We start from the raw sequence: 24,277 nt of genomic DNA, 5'->3' as shown, positions 1-24,277 counted from the left end.
CTTCAGGCTGGCAGGCGACAGTGGATCGGTGATCATTCCCGCGGGCGTCAACACGGGAGGTGTCAGCACGAGAGGTCGAGTGGACGTAGGGGGTGGGACCTGGGACTACGGCGCAGATAATGACAAAGGCTGGTCGAATTACTTCCACCAATACAAGAATCACGGCGCGACCACGAAGCAAGGAGATAGCGAGGATAGGCGGGATGCGGACGCCGGTGTATGGGCCACCACACTGCTCTATCGATCACTCTTCGGCGGGACGATGCAATCGTATTGGCGAGTCAACGACTGATCGAAAGCAGCTTTGTTCAGAACGTGAGCTGCTAGCTCCGTTATAGCGTTGGCGAGCATCATGATTGGTGGGCGGGAGCCTGCGGACTGATGTACGCCGCAGGCTGCGGTCCTGATGTGAGGTGCTGGTGGGCGGTAAGACATCTCCCGCCAGCACTTTTCGCCACCGTATACGGCTGGGGTGATCGGCTGACATTGACTGTCGTTGAAGCGGGCGTGTTCGAAAGGTCTGGTGTGCGGTATCTCGGATTGAAGTTCGTAATCTGCTCTGTGCTGGCGACGGCAGCGATGCTGGGGTTCCTGATAGCCGAGGATCTGGACAAGTACCCAGGCTGGCGAGGGGGCTCTCTGATACAGATAGACGACAATCGGGGTGGGGTGTCGTGGGATCGCGTGGCGGCGACGGTCACCGCGGTCGCTGAGCGGCATCGCGTGGCGATCCTGCGTACTGATAGGGATTTCTACGACGGGGATCGTCTCAGGCATGTCTATGTTGTCGCCGGTGATCACCGATCCGACGATGTGGCGTGGGCGCGAGATCTGTTGACCCCGTTCGGGCGGTCACCTGCGCTGCGGTTGGACATCAGACCCTTTGATCGGGGCGACAGGCTCGACCCGCGGGCTGGGTATCGGGTACTGGGGTCGAAGGCCGCAGCGACGGAATTGACCACGCGGTTCGAGGAGATGGGCTTATTCGGCACGCAGACTTCGTCGCTGACGTTTGAGCAGGTGGCTCTCATGTACGTGCTGCGGTCGAGGGAACTGGTCGCCGCGTTGCTGGTCGGGTTGGTCGCGCTTGCCGCCGGTTCGGTGTTGCTGAGCGCGCGCCGGTATGCAGTGTGGCGGTTACATGGGGCGTCAGTGGTACGGATGATGTGGAGGGATGTCCGGAGCCTGACTCTGTTCTGCACGATCACCAGTGTGGTTGCCGGGGTGGGAGTGTCAGGTTTCCTTCGCTGGTACAACGGGTGGGCGCAGTTCTCTGTGTTCGCACGCATCGCCGCGACCGCGGCGGTGGCGATGGTGGCGATCGTGACGTTGGCTTATGGCATCGCATTACTCGCGGTGTGTGCGACTCCTGTCGTGGAGGCGCTGAAGGGCAGACTGCGGCTGGGGCCGGTGATGACGCTGTTGTATCCGTTGCGGATCCTTGCCGTTCTGCTGGTTGTGGCCGCCGTGGCCGCGACCGTCACCGGTTATGCGGATCTGGCCAATCGGAATGCGGCCCGTCCGTACGCTGCCCGCGTGGGCGATGCGGTCAACCTGGCTTTCCCTGGCTATCGCACATGGGAGACGATGGATCGAAACGATGCGCAAACCGGCCGGTGGCTACGGGAGCTGGACGCTCGCGGCCGCGTCACCGTCATGAAACGGGACTCGCTGCAAGATCATCTCCCGCCCCAGGCCTCGCCGGTCACCGAGGAAGTGCTGTGGGTGAACGACACCTTCCTCGCCAGCCAGTCAGTCCTGGACACAGCCGGGCACCGCTACGGGCCAGCCCCGGAGAACACGGTTCGTATCATCATTCCCGAACATCTACGGCCGCGTGCCGAGGCCATCACGGCCAGCGTCTTGAAAAGCTTCACCCCTGTTAACCTTCCGGCCGGAGTGCCGCCACCGCACGTGCAGCAGTTGCTGGCCGCAGATGGGCAAACCGTTTTCGCCTACGCCACCAAGGGGCAGGTTGTCGATATCGACGGTTCTCAGATGACCCGGCCGCTGGTTCACGACCCGGTGATCATCTCGATTCCCAACGGCACACCTCTGATCAGCGATATTCGTCTCGCCGCGTGGGCGAATCAGTACGGTATCGTCCTCTCCCCCGAGGATGTCACCTCGGCGCTGGGCCGGGAACTGCCCGCCGATCACCTCCTGGGCATGCTCCCGATCACCGGGCTGCTCGCCGACAACCACACCACCGCGGTCCGACGCTTGATCTCCAATCAGGTGGTGCTAGGGCTGGCGCTCGTGGTGCTGGTCCTGGCCGCAGTCACCACTTGCCTGTTGTACACGCGCAAACATGTCCGCACCATCTACGCCGGCCACGTCGCCGGTCGCTCGTTCTGGCGTATCCACCGGCGGATGTTGCTGCTCGAAATCCTCACTCCCATCGGGGTTCTCGTGTGGATCTGCGTGAACAACTGGCAGCGGGCACGCGACCTCACGTTCTACAACGACCTCGGCATTCCGGCGCCCCCACTCACACCGGTGCCTGACTGGTGGCGCCTGCTGCCCGCCACCGCCGCAGCCGTCGTTGCGATTGCGGCGTTCGCCACGATTCTGGCTGTTGCACACCGCCGGATCATCACCACCGGTCTCAACGACACGTAACCCATCCGCACCCCAACTATGAGGAGCACCCATGATCTACCTCCAGCCACTGCGAAAGACCGCTTCATGATCCGAATCGAGAACCTGGGGAAGTCTTTCGGAGAACGGACCCTGTGGTCGGAGCTGAATGTGACCGTCGAGGACGGGCAGCTGGCTACGATTTCCGGCCCCAGCGGATCGGGCAAGACCACCCTGCTCAACTGCCTCGCTCTGCTGGACCGCCCCACCGAGGGCCGCATCCTGCACGACCGGACAGATATGACCGCGCTGGGTCGCCGTGGTAGCCGCCGCTACCGCCGCGACAACATCGGATACCTGTTCCAGCATTACGCCCTCATCGAGGACGCCACCATCGCCGACAACCTGCGTCTGGCACTGACCACCCGGGGAGATCGCTCGGCCCGTTACCACGAGGCTCTCGATCGAGTCGGACTGGCTGGCCGCGAGAAAGATAGGGTCTATCAACTGAGCGGTGGGGAGCAGCAGCGTGTGGCTCTGGCCCAACTATTGCTGAAGAATCCGCCGATACTTCTCGCCGACGAACCCACCGCAGCTCTCGACAACGCCAACGCCGACATGGTCATCGACACTCTGCGCAAGCTGGCCACCGCAGGCGCCACCGTCATTGTCGCCACCCACAACGACCGCATCCGCACCCACGCAGACATCGAACACGAACTCACCCCTCCCCAAGTCAGCTTGAGGCAGGAACAGCGCATCCGGTAATTCATATGCACTGATATTCCAGCGGAAGTTCGTGACCTGCCGCTAAAGAGATCACGGGTAAGGCATGGCCCGGCGGCACCCCGGTCTACCTCGTGCGCGAGGTCCTGGCCGGCACGGACGCGGCGCGGCGAAACCGGACCGCTGAGGCCGACTCGGCTGCCGCTGGTCGCGGTCAGCGGTGGCGGGGAGTGATTCCCCGGTCGGCCCGCGAGCTGGTCAGTAGTCGTTGGATCGCCGATCTCGGGTGGTCGCCCTGCTTGACCGGCGGAATGATCACCGAGGTCCATGCGGGGCGTCGGGGCAGCCATCGGCGATACCGGCGGGGGCGGTACCAGACGCCGCCGGAAAGATCCTGCGGCGGCGCGTCCCCTGAGCGGGCGACGCCGCCACGCCCGTATGAGAAGAATATTTCCACCTCGTCACGGTGAGCGGTTGTGACCTGCTGCCTGGGATTTGTTGGCGTGCAGTCGAACCCGACGCCCACCACCGACGTATAGGTAGCTTGACAAGCGTATCCGTTTCAGGGACGCTGAACGGGCGAGTGGCACACGTGTGCCCCTACGGCCCTGATCTCCCCTCCCCCTGTTCGTGTGGATCGGGGCCTTTCGCATGTCCTGGGCGGAAACCTGCTGCCGCCGAACATCTCCGGCCCGACCGTGTCCACCGTGCTGCACCTGCGGGTCTCAGTGACACCGGCGTCGATTGCCCGTCGTGTCCTCGCGGATCCGGTTCGCCCGGGACTTCTTTCAATTCAGTTCCTGTGAAAGGTGTTGTCATGCCTGCGTTTCTGCAGCTCATTCTCTGGTTGATCGCTGCCGGTCAGCTGGCCAGCGGTTCCGCGGGCGGTGTACCGGTGGAGCTGGGTAGCGCGGTCACCTTCGGCTGACCGTGCCGGTGGCGAAGGACCCGCGCCAGACCTACCGGTGGCGGGTCCTCGTCGCCGACCTCCGCACGAAAGAACTGTCGTGCTGGGTGTGCGAGCAGCCGATCGACTACACCGCCAAGCGGTTCGATCCGGACGGGTTCGAGGCCGATCACTACTATCCGGTCAGCACGCACCCGCATCTGGCGTTCGAGCCAGCCAACGTGCGGCCGAGTCATGTGCGCTGCAACAGATCTCGCGGCAATGCTGAGCCCGTACCGGAAGGTGCGTGGGTGCGATCGGAGTTCTGACCGCCATGAGCCTCGGGGCAGCGGGGGAGGGGCGGGTCGAAAGTTCGGCGTGGTCGGCTCCTCGACTCCCCGTCGGCAGTGAACTCTCCCCCCGGAGGGCTACCCCCATCGCGCGACGCGCGCGCGAGCGCCCACAGATATCCCTTCTGACAAGGACATTCGATACGTGAGTACCCCTGTGACGGGGATCCGGTTCGCCGCGCTGGCGGTCACCGACCTGAAGACCTTCGCCGGCAACCCCCGCCGGGGCAACATCGACGCCATCGCCGCCTCGCTGCAGAACACGGGCCAGTACCGGCCCATCGTCGTGAACGAGGGCACACTGACGGGGCGGGCGATGGAGGTGCTGGCGGGCAACCACACCCTGCTCGCCGCCCGCCAGCTCGGCTGGGAGCGCGTCGAGGCCGGGGTGATCGACGTCGACGAGCAGACCGCGCGCCGGATCGTGGCCGCCGACAACCGGACCGCCGACCTCGGCGACTACGACTACAGCGCCCTGTACGAACTCCTCGACGGGCTGGACGACCTGGCCGGGACAGGGTACAGCCCAGAGGATTTCGAGAAGCTGGCCGCGGACATCATCCCGCGCGAGACCCAGACCGATCCCGAGGAAGTCCCCGATGTGCCCGAGGACGCGATCAGCGTGCCGGGCGATATCTGGCAGCTCGGCCCCCACCGCCTGGCCGTCGGTGACGCCACCGACTACTCGGTGGTCGAAGCACTGATGGCCGGTGGGCAGGCCGACTGCGTGTGGACCGACCCGCCCTACGGCGTCGATTACGTCGGTAAGACCAAGGACGCGCTGCGGATCCGCAACGACGGCAACGCCGACCTCGACGACCTACTCTCCGGCGCGTTCGCCTCGATGGTCGCGGTCGCGAAACCTGGTGCGCCGGTCTATGTCGCGCACGCGGACTCCGAACGCGTGCGATTCGAAGCGGCGCTGCGGCAGGCGGGGGTGTTGGTGCGGCAGAACCTGGTGTGGATGAAGAACTCGATCGTGATGGGCCGTAGCGACTACCACTACAAACACGAGCCGATCCTGTACGGGTTCATCCCCGGCGGCGAAGGCCGGTTGGGGCGTGGCGGGGACCGCTGGTTCGGCGACGACGCGGCCGCGACGGTGTTCGAGGTGGACAAGCCGGTCGCCAACCGGGATCACCCGACGATGAAACCGGTCGCGCTGATCGAGGCCATGCTCGCGAATTCGCTGCGGCCGGGCGGGGTGGTGCTGGATCTGTTCGGTGGTTCGGGGTCGACGCTGATGGCCGCCCACGGGCACGGGTCGGCGGCGCGGCTGGTGGAGTTGGATCCGCGCTACGCGGACGTGATCTGCCGCCGCTTCCAGGAGCACACCGGCCTTGTCCCGGTCCGCGACGACGGCGAGACCGTGGATTTCACGGCCTCGCGGGGGTAGCGCTGGCGGCAAGTACTGCAACGGCAGTTGGTCGAATGGGCGGCCTCTTGGCTGCGGTGTGGTGCTGCGGTGTGTCCGATCCGAGGTACGTGCTGGTCCGAATACCTGGTCGTACGGTGAATCAGACCGGCTGGGTTCACCTCCGCGAACGGAGAACGTCCAATTCGCGCTGATCGGTCAACCACGCAAACATAGGTCAGCCCCAGTAACCAAGATCGTTACCGTAAGAAACCGTGCCCGCTCCGGCGCCACACCGAAACACCCTCGCCACATCCGCGCTTCACGACCCCACCCTGCCCGAGGCCTGCGCGCCGACCGACATCCTCCTACGACCTCGTCTTCTGGCCACAGTCCGCCACAGCAGAATGCTCACCGCGTGCGATCATCTTCTGGAGGAGGTCGTCGTCCTTTGAGCTACTGAAATGGGGAACAGCTGGCAGCGCCCTCAACGCGTGGTAAAATTTCGTTACGGTTTCAGCAGGAAAGCTGACCTTTTTGCCTTTGCATTCCCCGAAATACCCCAAGTCGTTCTGGAGGTCTTGTGGTGCGTACTCTTCTCCGCTGAGCTTTTTCTCGACCCCTATAGCGAACATGGGGACGAACATATCTTTCTGGATAATATCCACGACATCTCTGTCGTTTCTAACAGCGGGGTCGGTGCTGCTGACGGACTCGGGGAGATCAACGCGAACGGCATGGGAAACGATGGCGGGGATATCGCTTGCCTTCACGCCCGGCATGTCGCACAGGGTTTGGATGTCGCTGCGGGCATCCGCCAGTTTGGGGTCTGTGATCGAGTCAGCGGCTTTACACGGGGTGGGGGCCGCAACCGCGTGTCCTGCCGCCGCGAAGGGCAGGGCCGCCGTCGCCATGAACGCCGCCATGAATACCGACCGCATATGCAACATGAAACCTCCAGATCTCGGAAATCCCTGGTCATTTGACGAGAATGCAACGATCCGTGGTTTGCCGACAGAAGCAGCAAGCTACGCGGTGCGGATCGTACGCGGAGAGTGGCGTTACCCCGCCGTGGTCGCTCGGAGTGTCGGCCGACAGCAGACCTTTCAATTCGTGAAGTCGTCATGGCGAGGTGGTGATCGGGTGCAGGCCGGTGCCGGTGAGGCAGCCACTAGCTAGAACGCGGCGACGGCGGCGAGCTGCTCCGGGGTCGGGTCCGGCACCGGTGCGATCTCGTGCAGCAGGCACACCTCGAATTCCCCGTCGGCCCACCGGACCTCGGCGACGTCGTAGTCGGCGACCCCGTCCGGATCGACCGCCGGGTACGCCAGTATCTTGCCGACTGTGGTATCGACGCCCGTCTCACCGATCCAATACACCAGACCACCGACCTGCATATCCAATTCCCTTCTCTTCCAGTGTGTTTCGTGTTTCTCTTGGGTGATGAAACGATAGCTCTCGTATTGCCGGAAGTGAAGTGGGAACCGGGTGACCGTATTGACGAAATATCTTGGTAGCAAACAGATTCCGATATCTGATGCGAAGAAGCCGACGAGAACACCCGCCCGGTCCGGGCGGGTGTGAGGCACGCATGGCTACTCGGGGTGCAGCAGGTTCCGGTGGCCACCGCGCGCGACGGCCACCGTCCAGGCGGCCACCGCCACCGCCTCGGCGTCGCGGAAGTATCCGGCCTGCGACGGCCGCGCACCCGGGGGTACGCGGCGTGGTGGGTCGGTCAGTCCGGTTGTGGCCGGGGTGGGATGCGGGCGAGGTTCTCCGCCGCCGAGTAGGCGGCCGAGACGACCCAGTCGGCGAACGCGATGGCTTGCTCGGGCGGCAGGGTGAGCAGGGCCTCGCGCTCGTTGATGTCGTCGTAGACTCCGACCCGTACGGTGCCGCCGCGCACGTCGACCAGGGCGTGGCCCCAGTCGGGGATGGTGACGCCTTCCCAGTCCATCCAGTCCCCTCGGTCGGGGTCGGGCTCGTCGCGCCACTCGACGTCGCGCTCCTGGCTGCGCCGGTCGCGGTCCGGGTTCTCGGTCATCGTGTTCCCTCCCTACGTCGGTGGTGGTCAGTTGGTGGGCAGGCCCGCAGCGCGCAGGACCTGCTGTGCGCCCTTGTACGCGCCGAACAACCGCCCGCCTCGGGCGAAGCGGCCGTCGGCGAGCGAGGCCGCCAGAGCTTGCGGGTCGCGGCGCAGGTGGTCGTGCAGGCGCAGGTCCGGGTCGGCCAGCTGCGCGAGCACGACCGCGGGGTCGGTGCCGCGTAGGTGGGCGATCGCGCGGTCGATCACCGCGCGGCGGGCCAGGGTGAGGTCGCGGTCGGGGATGATGCCGATGCGGTCGAGGTCCATGGTGTGTCAGCTCCTTCGGTCATTGCTGGGTGGTTGCTTGCCGCACCATGAACGCTCTGACCGGCGGGTGAAGTCAACACCTTTGTGATAGCGAAAATCGGTGTAGCGCAACGAAATTCAGAGCTATTGTCGTCGTGCTCCCGGAACCTGGGCCGGGGGCTGGACCCGCCGTCGATGGACGGTGGGGTGGGCCAGGGGTGGAACCGCCCTCCAGGGTGGTGCGCCGAGTTCGAGTCTCGGACCCCACACCGATTCGGGGCACCGCATCGCACCGCAGCGGTGGTGCCCGGATACACGAGAACCGACCGTCCCTCCCCGGTGCGGGAGTGGGCGGTCGGCCGTTGTGGACGACGCTACCGGGGATGCCCCAGCGGTTCAACGGGATTCGTCGAGTCGTTTCCGCACACCGATGGCGGTGCCGTGATCTCGGCGTCGGTGGTGATCACCGTTGTGGTCCTGCGTGGTTCTGGTCAAGGAGGTCACCGCCGGCGCCGAAGCAGTGCTTGCGGTTCCGGCGGGCTCACGTCCCTCGCGGGAGGTGACACCGTGTCCGGGTGGTGAGCCCGGCACGGCCGACCGACAGTCACGTCACCGGTCGACGGCACTACCCGTTTCGACCGGCGGACCCGGCCCCTGCCGACGTGTCCGGACTCGCACCGGAGGACCCCGGCACCCGTGGTTGCCGGTGGGGCGCTGGCCGCCCGTCACGCCGTTCTTGTTGCTGGTCACCACGTTAGCTCTGCCGTGCCCGACATGGGAAGGGGTGACACCGATCTCGAATTCGCCGAAATCCGTTGCCGCACAACACGCTCTGCAACTACGCAAGGCGGGGGTGTCCTACGCGAAGATCGCCGAGCAGCTGCGCGTGTCCGAGGCGCGGGCCTACGACCTGGTGACCACCGCGCTGCGGGCGCGGGAGGAGACCGCCGACATCCGCGCCCGCCTGGATCTGGAGCGCTTGGATTCGATGCTGCTGGGGTTGTGGAAACGGATCGGCCAGGGCGACGCGAAAGCGGTCGCCCAGGGCCTGGATGTGATGCGGATGCGCGCCGACGTGCTCGCCGACCGCGCCGCCGCCGGAGACGGCACCGGGGTCGGGGACTACCTGGCGGCGGTGAAGGCCGCCGCCCGGGAGAACAAGGAAAACCAGCAGGCCGACAACACCATTCAGCTGCGGGCGGTCGATTCCTAGTGGCGGGTTCGTTGCCGGAGTCGGTCGCGGCCGCGGTGGCCGAGATGGACTGGCTCACCCCGGCCGACCAGGCGAGTGTGGATCTGGCGCTGCGGTATGCGATGCAGATCGAGGCCGGGATCGCCCGAGGCGGCCAGGACGCCACCAAAGCCCTCTATCTGGGCCCGCACCTGCTGCGCGCCCTCGCCGAGCTCGGGGGCACTCCGGGTGGGCGGACCGCGTTGGGGCACAACAACTCCGGGCGGGTCGAGTCGACGCTGACCCGGTTGCGCCGGGAGTTTGGACACTCCGCGTAGAGGCTGCGAACAGCCGAGGATCTTCACCCCGCCACTGCGAGAACTGACGCCTGAGACCAGTCACGGGTTCTCGGTGATCGAGTTCGCCGAACACACGCTCGGCATCCGGTTGCTGCCCTGGCAGAAATGGCTGTTCATCCACGCCCTCGAGCTGCGGCCCGACGGGCTGTACCGATTCCGCACCGTTCTCGTCCTCATAGCGAGACAGAACGGCAAGACGCTGTGCATGTTGATCTTGGCGTTGTGGCACATCTACGTGCGCGGTTCGCGCACGGTGATCGGCACCGCCCAAGACCTGGCCAACGCCGAGAAAGCCTGGGGTGAGGCGGTCGAGATCGCCGAATCCGTCCCCGACCTGAACGCGGGAATCCGGCACGTGTCGAAGGTCAACGGCAAGAAGGCCCTGATCCTCACGGCTGGGGAGCAGTATCGGGTCGCTGCGGCCTCACGGCGTGGCGCTCGCGGTTTCTCCGGCGACCTGGTGTTGCTCGATGAGCTGCGTGAGCATCAATCGTGGGACGCGTGGGGTGCATCCACCAAGACCACCCTGGCTCGCCCGCACGCGCAGGTGTGGGGGTTCTCCAACGCCGGGGACTCGCTGTCGATCGTGCTGCGGTATCTGCGTGCGCTCGCGCATCAGGCGTTGGGGTGGCCCGACGGCGACGCCGACGCTGCCGCACTCGATCTGGCGGGCGAGGACCTCACCGCCGACACCGAACTCGACGATGAGGATGAGGACGAGTCGCTCGGGTTGTTCGAGTGGTCCGCGCCCCCGAACGCGGATCGCCGGGATCGGGATGCGTGGGCGCAGGCGAATCCGTCGATGGGGTGGGGCACGATCACCGAACGTGCGATCGCCGCCGCGCTGCGTACCGACCCGCCTGCGATCTTCTCGATCGAAGTGCTGTGCCGGTGGATCGAAACCGTCGACACCGGACCGTTCGACGCCACCGCGTGGGCGGCCACCCTCGACGCCCGCTCCGCCATCGCCCCCGGGTCACGGCATGTCGTCGGAATCGATGTGTCCTGGAACCGATCCCGCGCCTACATCGCGCTGGCCGGGCATCGCGCCGACGGTGTCGCGCATGTGGAGATCACCGCCGACCGCGCCGGCACCGACTGGGTGCTCGGCTGGCTGACCGAGCGCTGTGACCGCATCGACGCCGTCGTGCTGCAAGCCAACGGCGCACCGGTCTCCAGCCTGCTCACCGAACTCGCCACGGCCGGGCTGCCGGTGATCGCCTGGGCCGGACCCGATCTCGGACGCGCGACCGGACAAACCTACGACCTGATCGAGCGCCGCGCCCTGCGGCATCTGCCGCACCCCGGGCTGGACAAGGCCGCCACCACGGCGGCGGCGAAACCCGCGGGTGACGCGTGGGTAATCGACCGGCGCCGGTCCCCACATGACGCGGCCCCGCTGATCGCGGCGATCGCCGCGCTGTGGGCGCTCGGTGTCCCCGGTGACCCGCTGCCCGAGATCCATGCCTGGCCCGACGACTTGTGGGAGGACCCCGAGTGACAACCGCTACGCGACCGAAAACCGTGCTGCTGCTCGATATCGCCGGATTCGCGTTGATCGGCGCGGGCCTGGGCCTGCTCGGCTGGGTTGGCGCGCTGCTCGCGATCGGGGCCCTGTTGCTGGTCCTCGAGGTGCGCGTCAAGCGCGGGGCCGCGCGCCGGTGACCTTCTTGTCGTGGCTGCTGCACGAGGGCATGGAGCAGCGGGCGCTGACCGACTCGGCGATCCCACCGAACTGGGTGGGGGCGTCGGAGTCGGGGGTGGCGGTGTCGGAACGGACTGCGCTGCAGCACCTCACGGTGTACGCGTGTGTGCGGATCCTCGCTGATGCGGTCGCGTCCCTGCCCCTGGACGCGTACCGGCGGCGCGGCCCGACCCGCCAAGAGGTTCCTTCGCCACCGGCGTGGGTGACGCGGCCGGATCGGCGGTGGACGCGTTTCGAGTGGTTGTGGCAGTTGGTGGCGTCGCTGGCGTTGCGCGGCAACGCCTACCTGTATGTCATGTCCCGAGAGCCGGTGACCGGCTATCCGACCGGGCTGGTCCCGCTGCACCCCGACGATGTCGTCGTGCACGGTGTCGACGCCCGCGGGATCCCCACCGGAGCCGTCCTGTCCTACATGGTGTGCGGGACGCCGGTCGATGCCGCCGAGATCGTGCATCTGCGCCGGTTCGTGTTGCCGGGCAGCGTGATCGGGATATCACCGATCGAACAAGCCCGCCAGGGCATCGGCCTCGGGCTCGCGGCAGAGCGGTTCGGGGCCCGCTGGTTCGGCGAATCCGCCAACCCCAGCTCGGTGCTGGAAACCGATCAAGCGCTGTCCGGAGACGCGGCCACCCATCTGCAGAAGCAATGGATCTCCTCCCACGGCGGACGCCGCCACCCCGCCGTCCTGTCCGGTGGGGTGAAGTGGCGGCCGATCTCCATCACCCCCGAAGAGTCCCAGTTCCTGGAGACCAGGAAGTTTCAGCGCGGGGAGATCGCGATGCTGTTCGGGATCCCGCCGCACATGATCGGCGACACCGAACGCTCCACCAGCTGGGGTGCCGGGATCGAGGCCCAGGGCATCGGATTCGTCACCTACTCCCTACGCCCCTGGCTGGCCTGCATCGAGGACGCCCTGTCGGATCTGACTCCGCGCGGGCAGTTCGTGCGGTTCAACGTCGGTGGCCTGCTGCGGGGTGATCAAAAGGCCCGCTACGACGCGTATGCCTCGGCGCGGACCGCGGGCTGGATGTCGGTGAACGAGATCCGTGCCCTGGAAGACCTGCCACCCATCGAGGGCGGCGACACCTACATCCAGCCCCTCAACTACGGGCCCCTCGGCGCCACCCCCACCGACCCCGCAGGGCCGGGTGCCGGGCAGCCAGAACAGGAGGACGATCCGAGTGGATCTTCAGATGAAACTGCGTGATTCGCGGGAAGTCCGCGACTACAGCGCCCGCCAGGTCGAACTCCGCAGTGCCGGCGACACCCTGGTCCTACGCGGCTACGCGAGCGTGTTCGACCACGCCTATGACATCTTCGGCGGCCCCGCCGCGGGCGGTTTCAGCGAGATCGTCGCCCCCGGCGCGTTCGACCGCACGCTGAAAGAACGCGCGGACGTGCATCTTCTGATCAACCACGACGGGATGCCGCTGGCCAGAACGAAATCCGGCACTCTGCGCCTGGCGGCCGACGGCACCGGTCTGCAGGTGGAGGCGGATCTGGATCGGCGTGATCCGGATGTGCAGCGGCTGGAGACGAAGATGGCGCGCGGCGACATGGACGAAATGAGCTTCGCGTTCCGGGTCAAAGACGATGTGTGGAGCCAGGATCAGACCGAGCGCCGCATCACCGAGATCAGCCTGCACAAGGGCGATGTGTCAGTGGTGAACTTCGGCGCGAACCCCGCCACCACCGCGTCGCTGCGGGCGGCAAGCCTGCGCAGTGTGCTGGATATGTTGAGCCGCAGGGAATTCGAGTCGATTCTGACCGAGGCCCGTGCGCTGGGACCGGATCGGATCGGTGACGCGCACGAGCTGCTGGCGCGGCTGCACCACGAACTGCACCCCACCCCGGCACCCGAACCTGTTATGGCCGAAGGGCCCGCCGAACCTGAGCCCTCACCCGAGCCGCAGCCGGTGGTGACGCCGCTGAAGCGGACGCTGCGCCTCGCCGAGCTGATCACCCTCGGCAACGGTACCGACTTGAAGTAATCCACAGCTGTCCACAAGTTAATCCCCAAGCGCGCAAGCGCTTTTCCCGACTCCTGGCACTGGAGCGGGGCTCCCTCGAAGCCCTGGCACTGGGCGGAAATGGCCTGGCACTGGCCGCCATTCCCCTGTTTCTCCACATTTTCCAGGAGTCGTTTTCTATGGATAAGCGGCTGAGCCTGCTTATTGCTACCCGAGAACAGCGTGCCGGTCAGCGCGAGCAGCTGCTGGCCGAGCGGAACGCGATCTTGTCCACGGTCGCCGACGAGGTCCGCGAAGACCTCACCGAGGACGAAGACCGCACCTTCCGGGAGCTGACCGACCAACTCAAGACCACCGACGACGACCTGTGCACGATCGATGAGCGGATCGCGGAGATCACCGACGAGATCGAACGCACCCGCCGCGTCGAGGAAGGCACCCGCGCCCTGCGCCGGGCCCAAGCGCACGTGCAGGTGGGCGGCGAACCGGCCACGTATACGCGCGGTGGCGGCCACTCCTATATCCAGGACCTGATCCGATTCAGCTTCCGGATGGACGCCGATGGCGCCGCCGAAACCCGGCTGCGCCGCCATGGCGACGAGGTCGCGCGCAACACCGAGTACCGGGATCTGGATCGCACCGACGGCCACGGCGGATTCTTCGTCCCGCCCGTGTGGCTGATGAACCAATTCCTCGACCTGGCCCGCGCAGGCCGGGCAGTGGCCAACCTGGCCATGTCGGATGTGCTGCCGCCGGGGACCGATTCGCTGAACATCCCGAAGGTCGCCTCCGGCACGTCGACAGATATCCAGGCCGGGGACAACACCCAGGTCTCCGACACCGATCTGGCCGACACCTACGTGTCCGCGCCGGTACGTACGATCGCGGGCCAGCAGGACATCGCCGTGCAGCTGCTCGATCAGTCGCCGATCACCTTCGACCAGATCATCTTCTCCGACCTGATCGCTGATTACGCCACCAAACTCGACATGCAGACCATCGGTGGCTCCGGCACCGCCGGACAGGTCCTGGGCATCCGCCACACCCAAGGCATCCAGACCATCACCGCCACACCGACGGTTCAAGGGGTGTACGGGGCGATCGCGGACGCGATCCAGCGCATCCACACCACCCGCTTCCAGCCACCCACTGTGATCGCGATGCACCCGCGACGGTGGGCGTGGTTCCTGTCGCGACTGGATGAGCACATGCGCCCGCTGGTGGCGCCGGCGCAGAATTCACCCGCCAACGCGCTCGGCACCCTCGGTGCCGTTGCCGCCGAACAGGTGGTCGGGTCGCTGCATGGGCTGCCGGTGGTGACCGACCCGAACCTGCCCACGAATCTGGGTGCGAAGACCGATGAGGACGCCATCCTCGTTATGCGCGCCTCGGATCTGCGCCTGTACGAATCCGGTATCCGCACAAGGGTTTTCCCGTCCCCGCGCTCGGCCACGCTCACCACTCGGCTGCAGGTGTACGGGTACATCGCGTTCACCGCGGCCCGGTATCCGCAGTCGATCGTCGAGATCGGCGGACTCACCACACCCGACTTCACCCACTAATCCCCTGCACCTCGCCGGTGCAGGCGTGTGCCCGGCTGCGGCCGGGACTTGAAGCCCCCCGACAGGACTGGAGGGAAATGCCGTGCGGCATTTGATGATCACCGCCGGTGATCTGACCATCGAAATGGTAGGAGATCCATTGAGTAATCAGGACACCATCGACGCCATCACCGCCCAGCTGACCAAGGTCAAGACCGAGATCCTCGGCAAGATCGACCAGCTGGAAAAGACCGGTGGGAAGGCGGATTTCACCGCGCTGAAGGCGCTGGTCGATGACCTGGATGCCGTCGTGCCCGACCAGCCGGTCACCGAGCCGGGCACCGACAAGCCGGACACCGATCAGCCCAGCACCGAGCCGGACACCGATCAGCCCAGCACCGAGCCGGGTACCGATCAGCCGAGCGCGGAACCGGGTACGACTCCGGCGGGTGTCGACCCGAGTACCGGCGAGCCGCTGTAATCGGCTGAGCTGTGCTGGTGGCCTTGCGGATTGCACCGGTCCGCAAGGCCCAGCACGGTGCGACAGGGGTGGCCGGAGATCGTGGAGACGGTCCTGGGTATCGCCGGTATCGTGTGCGGGGACCGCTGGATGCTGATCGCCGAGACCCGACCGTGAGGATGCGAGATGGTTACCGCAGTTCCCAATATCAAGAGGATCGCCGAGGTGGAAGCGGTGCTGCGGGATCGGGTACCGGCCGACGAGGCCGCCGCCACGCCCCGGGAACTGTACGACTGCATGGGTGCGGTGGCCGCGTCGTTGTCCGCGCTGGCTGATTGGGTGGCCGAGATCGAACGCCAGTGTGGTGCAACACTTCCCGCGACCGATGAGTCGAAATTGCAAGTGGCCGAGTCGCATGTGCGGCAGGCGTCGGCGCACGCCATGTCGTTCCGGTGGGATCTGGGCCGCGATGTGGGGGCCGATGTCATGATCCAGACGTTGGACGACTCTGCCCCGCGCCGCGCTGAACCCGGCGACTGAGCCGAGTTCAGCGCAGCGATCGGTCAGGGGTGGTTGACGGTGATGGTTTCGCCGCACCCGACGTAGGACTCGTTGTGGTTGAGGACCGAGACGTACACCGACGGGTTCTGCCCGGACATGCTGATCAGGTAGTTCAGCGGATGCCCGCGGTTGTCCCACCAGATCTTGATCGGGTCGTGGCGGCCGTTGTTGTCGGTGACCTCGATGAAGGCGACGCCGGAGTCGTCGTTGACCAGCTTGTCGAGGTCGGTACCGGCCACCCGCGCCTGCCAGTTGTCCACCGGCTGGCCCGACCAGGCGTAGAAGTGCACGAAGCCACGACATGCCGACGGCGGCTCCGGCACACGGGGCTGCTCGGCGGCCGGTTGCGACCAGCCGACCGACACGGCCTGCTGCCCGGCGCTCGCCAGCGAGGGTGACGCCAGCATCGGGAACAGTGCCAGCAACACCAGGACGAGTAGATGTTTCACGCGAAGAGACACGACAATCCTTTCGGTTTCATGCTTCCCCCAAGACGCACGAGGGTTGTGCGGTGTCCGGCCGCGATCACGGGTTGAGCCGCGAAATCCCCACTGGCCCAAACTATTACGGCCACACGTCACGGTAGGCGGTCGTTCGGCCGAGTCGTGGTGTCTTCGCTGAACGCGACGATTCGGATACGTGAATTCCCCGGCAACGCCGTCTGCTCCGCCTGTGAGGTGGGCTCTGTCTCCGTCGCAAGCACGAGAAGGCTTGGACGCCAAACACTCTCGCGGCATACCTGCCATCTCGGCATCCGGGAACAACGCCGATCGCTGACCTCACCCGTAACCCCACGATGGGAGCCACTGCCTGATGTCCCGTGATATCGAAGCCGACTACCGCCGCGCCTACCTTGAGCAGTACCAGCGTGCCCACGCGGCCGGACGTACCGGCGAGGCCGACCGGATCGCCGCCGTGCTGCGCGCACGATTCGGCCACGACCCCGCACCCGCCGCCGCGACCCCGGCGCCGGTTGACGACGCCCCGCGCCGCGCTCGTGGCACGAAGACCCGCGCGGCGGCCGAGCCGCTACCAGAGACCACGGCGGCAGACCGAGAGTGAATCCCACTGAGCCCCTGCCAGTTACGGATCCGCTGCCGCCGCTGGCTGGTGTGCGGGAGCTGGCCGAGTACGAGGCCGGGAGCCCGGAGCTGGCGATCGCGAACGCGAACGCGCTGGTGCGGGACTGGTGCGGCTGGCACATCGCCCCGACCGTCACCGAAACCCTCACCGTGGACGGCTCCGGCGAGCACATCCTCATGCTGCCCACCCTGCGGCTGCTCGCCGTCCACTCCGTCGCCGAGCATGGCGTGGCGGTCGAGCTGGCGCGGGTGCGATGGTCCCGCGCGGGATACCTGCACCGCGGCCACCGGTGGACCCGCCGCGAGAACAGTGTGCAGGTGCAGGTGACCCACGGCTGGCCGATGGTGCCGCCAGTGGTGACCGGGGTCGTGCTCGGGATTGCCAAGCGCGCCAAGGACACTCCCGCCACCACCGTGAAAGCGCACACTGCGGGCCCGTTCTCCGAGCAGCTCACCGTCGCCGCCGACGGCTCGATCGGCGGGATCAATCTGACGGTGGCCGAACGTGATCAGCTCGGCCCCTACCGGGTGGTCCCGGTCGCATGAGAATGCGACCACGCAAGGTGATCGGTCACCACCGACACCACGCTGGCGCGCTCGACGCCCACGGCAATCCGGTCGAGGTGTTCGAGCCCGCGCTGGCTGAGCCTGGCGCGCCGGCGTGGGTGTACGGGTGGGCGCCGGTCGCCTCGACCGAGCCGGCACTGCCCGGCCACACCCGCGTGGTCACCGAGGTCGACCTGTACGCCGCACCCGGGTTCACCCCCGGCCCCCGAGATCTCATCGACTTACCCGCTGGTCTGGCCGGACGATTCGAAATCATCGGCGAGACAGCCGATTACAGCCACGGGCCGTTCGACTGGGCACCGGGGTCGGTGATCCGACTGAAGAAAGTGGACGGATAACAGCAATGCCGAAACCGAAGATGAAGTGGGATCCCAACGCCCACTACAACCTGCGCCGCATGCGCGGGCTGGTGCGCAATCTCGAAGCCCGCGGCCGCCGCGTCATCGCGTCTGCTGGGGACGGGTTCGCGATGAAATCGGGTCAGGGCCAGCGCCGCCCGGAGGGCCGCTGGCGAGTCACGGTCTTCCCCACCACCGCGAAGGCCGCGCGCCGCAATGCCCGCGACAACACTCTGGTCAAGTCGCTCGATTCCGCGCGAGGACGATGACCGAATCGCCTCAGCTGGTGGTGTTCCCGGCCGTGGAGGCCGTGGTCGTCGCCTACCTCACCGCACAGCTGAGCGCCCGCGCCGATCCCGCGTGGATCGCCACACGGATTCCCGATCCGCGCCCGCCGCGCCTGGTGCGCGTGTCCGCCGCTGGTGGCGGCAACGACCGGCTGGTACTCGCCGCGCGCACGGTGATCGTCGAATGCTGGGACACCCGCGAACCCGACGCCGCCGAGTTGGCCGAGCTGTGTCACGCGATCCTGCTGGCCTCAGCCCGCGACCCGACCGAACCCCGCATCCGCGCCGCCACCACCGTCGGCGCACCGGTCAACCACGAAGACCCCGATACGCACTGTCCCCGGTATCAATTCACGATCTCTCTCGACCTGCGCGGAGTTCTTTCCTAGCGGTCGAGCAGCGGATGCCTCGGCACCGCACCCCCTTTCGAGCAGGCCCGGTCCGCCGCCTCGGAAAGGGATCCCCCGCTTCATGCCCAGTTCGGTCGCCAATGTCTATGCCGCGATGCCGCGCGCGACGGGCACGCTGCTGCGTGCTCCGCTCGGCACTACCGGTCCGGCCAGCGCCACCAGCAAATTACCGTCCACCTTCGTCGATCTCGGCTATATCGGCGAGGACGGCTACACCATGTCGGAGTCGCGTGACACCGACAAGAAGAAAGCCTTCGGCGGCAACGTCGTCAAGATCTTGCAGACCGACTATTCGTTGACCCTGCAGTTCTCGTTTCTGGAGTCGATCAACGCCGAGGTGCTGCGCGCGGTGTACGGCGACGACAACGTCACCGTCCGCGGGCCCTCGATCCAGGTGCGCCACAACAAGAAACCGCTGCCGCACGCCTCGTGGGTGATCGACACCCTGGATTCGGCGACCGCGTTGCGGCGGATCTGGATCCCGGATGGGCAGATCACCTCGATCGATGACGTGCAGATCGTGCACACCGAGACCATCGCCTACCAGGTGACGGTCGAGTGCTTCGAAGACGTCGACGGCACCCCCTTGTACGAGTGGGTGCACATCGGGCGCCCGCCGACCCAGTGGACCGTTACCCTCGACGGCAAACCCACCGGCGGCGAGTTCACCCTCGCGGTCGACGAAAAGCCCACGGCTGCTATCGCTTTCGACGCTGTCAACGCGGCTGTGCGCTCCGCGCTGGCCGCCTTGCCGGGTGTGGGCGCGGGCGGTGTGACCGTCACCGGTTCGGCCGGTGGCCCGTACCAGGTCACGCTGTCGGCAGGCGGTGTGCTGACCGGTAGCGGGTCCGGGCTGACCGGCGGCACGGCGCTGAAGCTCACGGTCACCGCCGCTGCGACAGCCAAGACCGGGGCCTGATCCCGCAGTTACAGTAATGGTCGGTCGCCGGGGCCGATACCCACAGCGCAGAAACAGACCAGTGCTGCGACCCCGGCGACCTGCCGAGTGCTTAGCGTCTGATGTACGTCTTAGCCTGCCGCTTCTGCTCTGTCCGGTACGCCTGCACAGTCTCCGCGCATCGGCCTTGTGCGCAATGCCAAACGATGCGAAACAATGATCTAGTTCGCCGGTGAACTCTTGGGTGTCGGCATGAGCGCACCGGTCGATCTTGACCAAAATCTTTGGTTGGCGATTCCGCTTGCGGCAGAAGGAATCTCACCGTCGTTGCCAGCGCTTGCTCTCGGCCTCAGGGCATGTCGATTCTCGGTTAGTCCAGCTTAACCAGGTTTAGTAGAGGCATAACCGGTTTCTTGATCGCTCGTCCAGTTGGTATCAATTCCGGTGTTCCAGTATTCAGGCGGATCCGGCGCGGGGATCGGTGCGGCCTGCATGCGTTCAACCCAATCATCAAGGATTGATCACTGTCATGCACCATCCGATGCGCCGTGTCCACCGACATAGGTGGACGGCGAAGGCCGTCACCCTCGCGGCCATGCTCACGATTCTGGCGTGCGGGAACATCGCTCACGCCGAACCCGGCTCCCCGTCGGTCACGCCGACACCATCGGTGACGACCTCACCGCCGACCACACTCAAGCCGCCGGTCACCTCGACACCGTCAGCACCGACCACTCCCGCGCCGCCTGCACCTGCCACCCCGGCTCAACCAGCACCGTCCACCAACGCCCCGGTCCCACCAACAACTTCGCCAGCGCCCGCTACACCGGCACCACCGAGGCCTGCCCCGCCCGCGTCGACATCGCCTGCGCCCGGCACCAATTCGGTCCCGCCTGCGAAGACCGAAGGCGGTGACTGGAAGCCGACCGAGCACCCGAACGAGACGATCGTGCCGGGAAAGATGCGCTCGGACCGGGAGAAGATCCCCGACGGATACACCAAGGCCGACGCCGACAAGGCCGAAACCATGGAAGCCCGCATCGAGAAGCAGCGCATGCTGCGCGCCGCCCCGGGATGTGAGGTGTACTGGCCCGCACCGTTCGAGGTATGCGGCGCGATCCGCGACAAATACAACTCTCTCGGCGGTCCCCGAAGCTTTCTACTGCTGCCGAAATCGAACGAGCTCACCAATCCCGACGGTGTCGGCAGACGCAGCGAATTCCAGAACGGCCCGATCTACTGGTCGCCCCAGGGTGGAGCGCACCCGGTGGTCAACCACTTCTTCGCCGCCTGGGCGCGGCACGGTTGGGAGGGCGGCTACATCGGCTATCCCACCACCGACGAGATCGCCAATCCCGACAGAATCGGCCGCCGCCAGCATTTCACTGGCTCCACTATCTACTGGAACGCCCGTAATCCTGTCAATGCTTACTCGATCGGCGGTGCGATCTTCGGGGAATGGGGCCGACAAAAGTGGGAACAAGGCTGGCTGGGATACCCCACTTCGGATGAAGAACCGGCTGACGACAAACGGTACAACAGTTTCGAGAACGGTTACATATTTTGGGCGGCCAGGTCGGGTGCATTTGCGGTCCGAACCACTCCGGATCCACGCAAGCCTGCGCACGACGGCTACTGCGACGCCAACGACCCAGCTCATTGTTCTCCTGACCCCAACCACGATGCCTATTACTATATGCAGGCTTGTATGGATGGCTACATGAGGGATGACGACATCGTCCTGGTTTTAAAGCCCGTCGGCGAGCTCGGCGCATGGGGTGACCTCACTCTAACCTGTGGTAGGTATCGCCATATACATAACAATCACAACGCGCACGCCGACCAATCCAATTTCTTGTTGTGCCTATCGCTCACCTACACATGGGGCCTGAAATGGGACGGCGCCAAAAATGGAAATTCGGGAATCGCCTGGGATAATCGCAAGGGGCATTGGGGGTATATTGTGTACGATCTGCAGAACAGGATTGTGACGGCATTCCCGAGCGGGGACGACGGCAAGGACTGGGGAGGGTGCACGCGAGGGTACAGAAAGTAGTATAGGCGCCGTGCGTTTACGGCTGGTGACCGAGTAGGACGTGATGGAGATAAATGACGACGGCCGGATCATCGGCCTGTTGCAACGCGGGGCGATGACGGCGACGGAAGCAGAGTCGATGCGTCGGTGTGCGCCGATACAGCGGAACCTCGTGGATTCCCTGCTGTACCGGCTGTGCATGCAACCCCTCAGCGAAGCGGCCGAGAACCTGTTCGTCGGCCCGTTCAGGTCCTACACCGAGCTGCTGCAACGCGAACCGCAAGCCGCGGTTCAGGAGGTGCCGACGTCGGTGGCTGCGGTCTTGGCCGCGGCCGCCGACGGCTACACGTTGGACAATTGCCTACGCCGGGCCGACTACGTGCTCCGCACGCTGGGTGGCCCGTCCGAAAGCGACCGGGGGTGTGCGCTGGCACTGCATACGCGAGTCGCGGCAGCCAGAATCCGTGACGGCGTGACCGCACCGATCGTCGGCATTGACTACCTGGCGTGGCCATTGGAGCACGACCGCGATCCTCGGACACCGGAGATCGATGCCATCAACGAAGGAGCCAGGCTACGCGATCAGTGGATCGAACAGCAGACTTCACGGTCACAGGCGGAGGTCGACATTCTCGCGCTCGCGCACACCGTTTCCTGGCCCGCCACTCCACCGACGGATGCGACGGAGGGTCATGCACCTCGAGGATGAGCTCGCGATCAGGTCGCTGCTGTTGGCCGGTGCCGTCACGGTCGGTGAAGCCAACGCACTCCGCCGGAAATCGCCTCTGATACGTGACTTCACTGATTTCCTGTTGCTCGACTTGGCGGGGAACTCGCTCGCCGACAAGAGCCGCGACGCCTTCGCGGCCATGTTCGGGGCGTTCGTGCGGGCGCGTGACCGTGAGCCACACGCAGCCATCCGGGACCTGGCCACGCCGGTTGCCCAGATCCTGACTGTCACCGCCGAAGGTTACGGCCTCTCAAATCGTTACGACCGTGCCAAAGCTGTACTTCACGAACTCGGAGGACCGACACCGACGGAACGCGCGCAGTCGCTGGCACTTCACGCCCGCGTCATAACAGCTCGCATCCGAGACGACATCGTCCATCCCATCATTGGGCTCTCGATGATGAAACATCCAGTGGTACGCGACGATGACACCATCACAACCGAAGTCACGGCTATCGCAGAAAGCAACCGGCTCTACCAGCTTTGGCTCGAAGATAGAGCTCAGCGGTATGAGGTGGAGGCAGCCGCCCGCGAACTCGCACACACAGTTTCGTGGAACCACGTCCGGCGAATGTCATGACTTTTGGCGATAGTCGGTCGAGTAACCCGGTTTCGGTGATCCGAAGGCGCGAATCTTCCTGGCACTGTTGGGTAAACAGCTCGGCGTCGAACCGAACGGCTGGCGCGAGGCCGCGGGCGCGTACGGCGAGCAGGGTTCGCGCCGCTCGGTCGCCGATGTGCGCGACACCGAATCCTTGTCCCAGGTCCGCGAATTCAAGAAGCAGGCCAAGGCCGCCGCGAAGAAGGGCTGATCAGGCGGGCAGTTGGGCGGCGCGGACGTTGCGCAGGGCGTAGTCGACGTCCGGGTCGGTGCGCAGCTTCCAGTCCGGGCCGACGGAGTAGCTCGCGGCCGTGGGGTCGCCGTCGACGAGGTAGCGCAGCCAGGCCAGACTGATGCCGGAGGTGGCGTTGTGCGCCACGTCGTCGAACGGGGTGAAGTGCGTGACGCCCTTCAGGCACATGACGTAGGCGGCCGCGTTGACATTGACCGACCGTTTCGTGTGACGACATAGCGACTGCTAAATCAGTAGTGGTGGCCGATGGGTTGTTGAACGGCCGCGGCGAGCGCGGTGCCGGCGACCTGCAGCCAGACCGGCCAGCTCTTGGGGTCCAGCAGCATTGATCCTTCGTCGCGGATATCGCATCCCGGTTGCACCGGGACCCCGTCGAAGCGGTCCTTCAGCCAGATGAATTCCTGCGCCATGCCGACGAACAACAGTGTGACGTGCTCACTGAAGTGGTCGCGGGTGTACTGCACCCTCGCCTTCGGATCGCGGCAGTAGGTGTTCACCAGGTCGTTGACCGGGCCCACGGGGACGATCCAGTCCGGATTGGCGTTGTACATGAACATCGGCATATCCGGCACCGCATGGCCCATGCGGATCTGGTCGAACACCTGACTCGGCACCGTGTCGTGCAAGGGATCGGGAACGTCGAACATCTGCTCGTAGGGCAGGAACGGCAGCACGAGTCCTTGCCATACCTGACACAGCGAGGTGTTCACCGGTCGCAGCGCCTTCAGTACCGGGCTCATGTGCTGGTCCAGATAGGCGCCGAGTTCCGGGTATTCGCGTGCGGCGCCGAACACTCCGGCCAGCACCACTCCCGAGCCGAGGTTGCCGTTGGCCAGATGCACCATGGCCCGCAGATCGGCGGGGATTCCTCCCTCCGAGGTTCCGACGATGTTCAGCTCGGGCGCATAGGAGGCATGCAGCTCCGCGGCGTGACCGGTCGCGATCGCGCCGCCGGAGTATCCGGCCAGCGCGACCTTCGTGCCGGCCCCGTTCAAGCCCATCGGCGCGAAGTTCTCCACCGCGCGAATGCTGTCCAGGGTGATCCGTGCGTTCAGCGGGCCCGATCCGAACGCCATGTCGG

The 24,277-nt window shown here is 65.8% G+C and carries 31 protein-coding genes and 1 pseudogene; 25 read left to right on the top strand and 7 right to left on the bottom strand.

Features of this window, described 5'->3' with window-relative positions:
- The first annotated feature begins 28 nt into the window (after positions 1–28).
- The 5 genes from ACIA76_RS40900 (at position 29) to ACIA76_RS40880 (ending at position 5,938) form a co-directional block, all read left to right on the top strand.
- Positions 29–292 carry a lactococcin 972 family bacteriocin gene (locus tag ACIA76_RS40900; RefSeq protein WP_397160512.1) on the top strand — a complete coding sequence of 88 codons (264 nt, stop codon included), beginning with the start codon at positions 29–31 and terminating at the stop codon, positions 290–292.
- Between the two features lie 269 nt (positions 293–561).
- Positions 562–2,622, top strand: a complete 2,061-nt coding sequence (locus tag ACIA76_RS40895) for a hypothetical protein (RefSeq protein ID WP_397160510.1) — start codon at positions 562–564, stop codon at positions 2,620–2,622.
- A gap of 129 nt (positions 2,623–2,751) precedes the next feature.
- Positions 2,752–3,348, top strand: coding sequence for an ABC transporter ATP-binding protein (locus ACIA76_RS40890; RefSeq protein ID WP_397160508.1), 597 nt, complete (start codon positions 2,752–2,754; stop codon positions 3,346–3,348).
- Positions 3,349–4,242: 894 nt separating this feature from the next.
- Complete coding sequence (locus tag ACIA76_RS40885) at positions 4,243–4,521, top strand: HNH endonuclease (protein ID WP_397160506.1); 279 nt, start codon at positions 4,243–4,245, stop codon at positions 4,519–4,521.
- Between the two features lie 166 nt (positions 4,522–4,687).
- Positions 4,688–5,938, top strand: a complete 1,251-nt coding sequence (locus tag ACIA76_RS40880; protein WP_397160505.1) for a DNA modification methylase — start codon at positions 4,688–4,690, stop codon at positions 5,936–5,938.
- 326 nt (positions 5,939–6,264) lie between these two features.
- Here the strand turns inward: ACIA76_RS40880 and ACIA76_RS40875 are convergent, their stop codons facing one another.
- The 4 genes from ACIA76_RS40875 to ACIA76_RS40860 form a co-directional block, all read right to left on the bottom strand.
- Positions 6,265–6,837: a hypothetical protein gene (locus ACIA76_RS40875; protein ID WP_397160503.1), complete on the bottom strand. Its 573-nt coding sequence runs from the start codon at positions 6,835–6,837 to the stop codon at positions 6,265–6,267.
- 234 nt (positions 6,838–7,071) lie between these two features.
- The gene (locus ACIA76_RS40870; RefSeq protein ID WP_397160501.1) at positions 7,072–7,293 is read right to left on the bottom strand and encodes a hypothetical protein; all 222 of its coding nucleotides are present in this window, start codon (positions 7,291–7,293) and stop codon (positions 7,072–7,074) included.
- Between the two features lie 338 nt (positions 7,294–7,631).
- Positions 7,632–7,940 (bottom strand): hypothetical protein, encoded by a 309-nt coding sequence (locus ACIA76_RS40865; protein WP_397160499.1) that lies wholly within the window; start codon positions 7,938–7,940, stop codon positions 7,632–7,634.
- 27 nt (positions 7,941–7,967) lie between these two features.
- Positions 7,968–8,249, bottom strand: a complete 282-nt coding sequence (locus tag ACIA76_RS40860; RefSeq protein WP_397160497.1) for a hypothetical protein — start codon at positions 8,247–8,249, stop codon at positions 7,968–7,970.
- Between the two features lie 763 nt (positions 8,250–9,012).
- Between ACIA76_RS40860 and ACIA76_RS40855 the strand changes: the two genes are divergently transcribed.
- From ACIA76_RS40855 to ACIA76_RS40815, 9 genes are all read left to right on the top strand, one after another.
- Positions 9,013–9,441, top strand: a complete 429-nt coding sequence (locus tag ACIA76_RS40855) for a hypothetical protein (RefSeq protein ID WP_397160495.1) — start codon at positions 9,013–9,015, stop codon at positions 9,439–9,441.
- Positions 9,441–9,737: a hypothetical protein gene (locus ACIA76_RS40850; protein WP_397160493.1), complete on the top strand. Its 297-nt coding sequence runs from the start codon at positions 9,441–9,443 to the stop codon at positions 9,735–9,737. Before ACIA76_RS40855 ends, ACIA76_RS40850 begins: the two co-directional genes overlap by 1 nt.
- A 73-nt stretch (positions 9,738–9,810) precedes the next feature.
- A complete protein-coding gene (locus tag ACIA76_RS40845) occupies positions 9,811–11,259 on the top strand; it encodes a terminase large subunit domain-containing protein (RefSeq protein ID WP_397160491.1) in 1,449 nt (482 codons plus the stop codon).
- A complete protein-coding gene (locus ACIA76_RS40840) occupies positions 11,256–11,423 on the top strand; it encodes a hypothetical protein (RefSeq protein WP_397160489.1) in 168 nt (55 codons plus the stop codon). The genes ACIA76_RS40845 and ACIA76_RS40840 overlap by 4 nt, the downstream gene beginning before the upstream one ends.
- Positions 11,420–12,670 (top strand): phage portal protein, encoded by a 1,251-nt coding sequence (locus ACIA76_RS40835; protein ID WP_397160487.1) that lies wholly within the window; start codon positions 11,420–11,422, stop codon positions 12,668–12,670. Before ACIA76_RS40840 ends, ACIA76_RS40835 begins: the two co-directional genes overlap by 4 nt.
- Positions 12,657–13,454 (top strand): HK97 family phage prohead protease, encoded by a 798-nt coding sequence (locus ACIA76_RS40830; protein ID WP_397160485.1) that lies wholly within the window; start codon positions 12,657–12,659, stop codon positions 13,452–13,454. The genes ACIA76_RS40835 and ACIA76_RS40830 overlap by 14 nt, the downstream gene beginning before the upstream one ends.
- Before the next feature lie 158 nt (positions 13,455–13,612).
- The gene (locus ACIA76_RS40825) at positions 13,613–14,995 is read left to right on the top strand and encodes a phage major capsid protein (RefSeq protein WP_397160483.1); all 1,383 of its coding nucleotides are present in this window, start codon (positions 13,613–13,615) and stop codon (positions 14,993–14,995) included.
- Positions 14,996–15,077: 82 nt separating this feature from the next.
- Entirely contained in the window at positions 15,078–15,455 is a 378-nt protein-coding gene (locus ACIA76_RS40820) for a hypothetical protein (protein WP_397160480.1), read from the top strand.
- A 165-nt stretch (positions 15,456–15,620) separates the two neighbouring features.
- Positions 15,621–15,974, top strand: coding sequence for a hypothetical protein (locus ACIA76_RS40815; RefSeq protein WP_397160478.1), 354 nt, complete (start codon positions 15,621–15,623; stop codon positions 15,972–15,974).
- Positions 15,975–15,997: 23 nt separating this feature from the next.
- Here the strand turns inward: ACIA76_RS40815 and ACIA76_RS40810 are convergent, their stop codons facing one another.
- Positions 15,998–16,456 carry a hypothetical protein gene (locus ACIA76_RS40810; protein WP_397160476.1) on the bottom strand — a complete coding sequence of 153 codons (459 nt, stop codon included), beginning with the start codon at positions 16,454–16,456 and terminating at the stop codon, positions 15,998–16,000.
- Between the two features lie 352 nt (positions 16,457–16,808).
- On the opposite strand from ACIA76_RS40810, the gene ACIA76_RS40805 reads away from it, so the two are divergent.
- The 11 genes and pseudogenes from ACIA76_RS40805 to ACIA76_RS40755 all read left to right on the top strand — a co-directional run.
- Entirely contained in the window at positions 16,809–17,057 is a 249-nt protein-coding gene (locus ACIA76_RS40805) for a hypothetical protein (RefSeq protein ID WP_397160473.1), read from the top strand.
- Complete coding sequence (locus ACIA76_RS40800) at positions 17,054–17,623, top strand: hypothetical protein (RefSeq protein ID WP_397160470.1); 570 nt, start codon at positions 17,054–17,056, stop codon at positions 17,621–17,623. The genes ACIA76_RS40805 and ACIA76_RS40800 overlap by 4 nt, the downstream gene beginning before the upstream one ends.
- Positions 17,620–17,982 carry a hypothetical protein gene (locus ACIA76_RS40795; RefSeq protein WP_397160468.1) on the top strand — a complete coding sequence of 121 codons (363 nt, stop codon included), beginning with the start codon at positions 17,620–17,622 and terminating at the stop codon, positions 17,980–17,982. The genes ACIA76_RS40800 and ACIA76_RS40795 overlap by 4 nt, the downstream gene beginning before the upstream one ends.
- A 5-nt stretch (positions 17,983–17,987) precedes the next feature.
- Complete coding sequence (locus tag ACIA76_RS40790; RefSeq protein ID WP_397160466.1) at positions 17,988–18,251, top strand: hypothetical protein; 264 nt, start codon at positions 17,988–17,990, stop codon at positions 18,249–18,251.
- The gene (locus ACIA76_RS40785) at positions 18,248–18,658 is read left to right on the top strand and encodes a hypothetical protein (protein WP_397160464.1); all 411 of its coding nucleotides are present in this window, start codon (positions 18,248–18,250) and stop codon (positions 18,656–18,658) included. Before ACIA76_RS40790 ends, ACIA76_RS40785 begins: the two co-directional genes overlap by 4 nt.
- An 82-nt stretch (positions 18,659–18,740) precedes the next feature.
- A complete protein-coding gene (locus tag ACIA76_RS40780) occupies positions 18,741–19,598 on the top strand; it encodes a hypothetical protein (RefSeq protein ID WP_397160462.1) in 858 nt (285 codons plus the stop codon).
- A 591-nt stretch (positions 19,599–20,189) separates the two neighbouring features.
- Complete coding sequence (locus ACIA76_RS40775) at positions 20,190–20,492, top strand: hypothetical protein (RefSeq protein WP_397160459.1); 303 nt, start codon at positions 20,190–20,192, stop codon at positions 20,490–20,492.
- Positions 20,493–20,526: 34 nt separating this feature from the next.
- Positions 20,527–21,633: an LGFP repeat-containing protein gene (locus ACIA76_RS40770; protein ID WP_397160457.1), complete on the top strand. Its 1,107-nt coding sequence runs from the start codon at positions 20,527–20,529 to the stop codon at positions 21,631–21,633.
- Positions 21,634–21,676: 43 nt separating this feature from the next.
- The gene (locus ACIA76_RS40765; RefSeq protein WP_397160455.1) at positions 21,677–22,321 is read left to right on the top strand and encodes a hypothetical protein; all 645 of its coding nucleotides are present in this window, start codon (positions 21,677–21,679) and stop codon (positions 22,319–22,321) included.
- On the top strand, positions 22,305–22,922 hold the full coding sequence (locus tag ACIA76_RS40760) for a hypothetical protein (protein WP_397160453.1): 618 nt from the start codon (positions 22,305–22,307) through the stop codon (positions 22,920–22,922). The genes ACIA76_RS40765 and ACIA76_RS40760 overlap by 17 nt, the downstream gene beginning before the upstream one ends.
- A gap of 25 nt (positions 22,923–22,947) precedes the next feature.
- Positions 22,948–23,154, top strand: a pseudogene (locus ACIA76_RS40755) (Fe-S cluster assembly protein HesB); the annotation flags it as partial.
- On the opposite strand, the gene ACIA76_RS40750 reads toward ACIA76_RS40755, so the two are convergent.
- Both ACIA76_RS40750 and ACIA76_RS40745 read right to left on the bottom strand, forming a co-directional pair.
- Entirely contained in the window at positions 23,155–23,364 is a 210-nt protein-coding gene (locus ACIA76_RS40750; protein WP_397160451.1) for a hypothetical protein, read from the bottom strand.
- Between the two features lie 62 nt (positions 23,365–23,426).
- On the bottom strand, positions 23,427–24,277 hold an 851-nt coding region (locus ACIA76_RS40745), incomplete at its 5' end, for a lipase family protein (RefSeq protein WP_397160449.1).

The organism is Nocardia sp. NPDC051570 (assembly GCF_044454005.1).
In the GTDB taxonomy this organism is placed as follows: Bacteria; Actinomycetota; Actinomycetes; order Mycobacteriales; family Mycobacteriaceae; genus Nocardia.
This window is presented reverse-complemented; position numbering and strand designations above follow the sequence as displayed.

Coding starts and splice junctions, on each gene's coding strand:
- ACIA76_RS40765 (WP_397160455.1), top strand. CDS start 21,677: ATGGAGATAAATGACGACGGCCGGATCATCGGCCTGTTGCAACGCGGG.
- ACIA76_RS40870 (WP_397160501.1), bottom strand. CDS start 7,293: ATGCAGGTCGGTGGTCTGGTGTATTGGATCGGTGAGACGGGCGTCGAT.
- ACIA76_RS40790 (WP_397160466.1), top strand. CDS start 17,988: ATGCCGAAACCGAAGATGAAGTGGGATCCCAACGCCCACTACAACCTG.
- ACIA76_RS40805 (WP_397160473.1), top strand. CDS start 16,809: ATGTCCCGTGATATCGAAGCCGACTACCGCCGCGCCTACCTTGAGCAG.
- ACIA76_RS40780 (WP_397160462.1), top strand. CDS start 18,741: ATGCCCAGTTCGGTCGCCAATGTCTATGCCGCGATGCCGCGCGCGACG.
- ACIA76_RS40865 (WP_397160499.1), bottom strand. CDS start 7,940: ATGACCGAGAACCCGGACCGCGACCGGCGCAGCCAGGAGCGCGACGTC.
- ACIA76_RS40830 (WP_397160485.1), top strand. CDS start 12,657: ATGAAACTGCGTGATTCGCGGGAAGTCCGCGACTACAGCGCCCGCCAG.
- ACIA76_RS40785 (WP_397160464.1), top strand. CDS start 18,248: ATGACCGAATCGCCTCAGCTGGTGGTGTTCCCGGCCGTGGAGGCCGTG.
- ACIA76_RS40860 (WP_397160497.1), bottom strand. CDS start 8,249: ATGGACCTCGACCGCATCGGCATCATCCCCGACCGCGACCTCACCCTG.
- ACIA76_RS40825 (WP_397160483.1), top strand. CDS start 13,613: ATGGATAAGCGGCTGAGCCTGCTTATTGCTACCCGAGAACAGCGTGCC.
- ACIA76_RS40875 (WP_397160503.1), bottom strand. CDS start 6,837: ATGCGGTCGGTATTCATGGCGGCGTTCATGGCGACGGCGGCCCTGCCC.
- ACIA76_RS40795 (WP_397160468.1), top strand. CDS start 17,620: ATGAGAATGCGACCACGCAAGGTGATCGGTCACCACCGACACCACGCT.
- ACIA76_RS40815 (WP_397160478.1), top strand. CDS start 15,621: ATGGTTACCGCAGTTCCCAATATCAAGAGGATCGCCGAGGTGGAAGCG.
- ACIA76_RS40750 (WP_397160451.1), bottom strand. CDS start 23,364: ATGTGCCTGAAGGGCGTCACGCACTTCACCCCGTTCGACGACGTGGCG.
- ACIA76_RS40760 (WP_397160453.1), top strand. CDS start 22,305: ATGCACCTCGAGGATGAGCTCGCGATCAGGTCGCTGCTGTTGGCCGGT.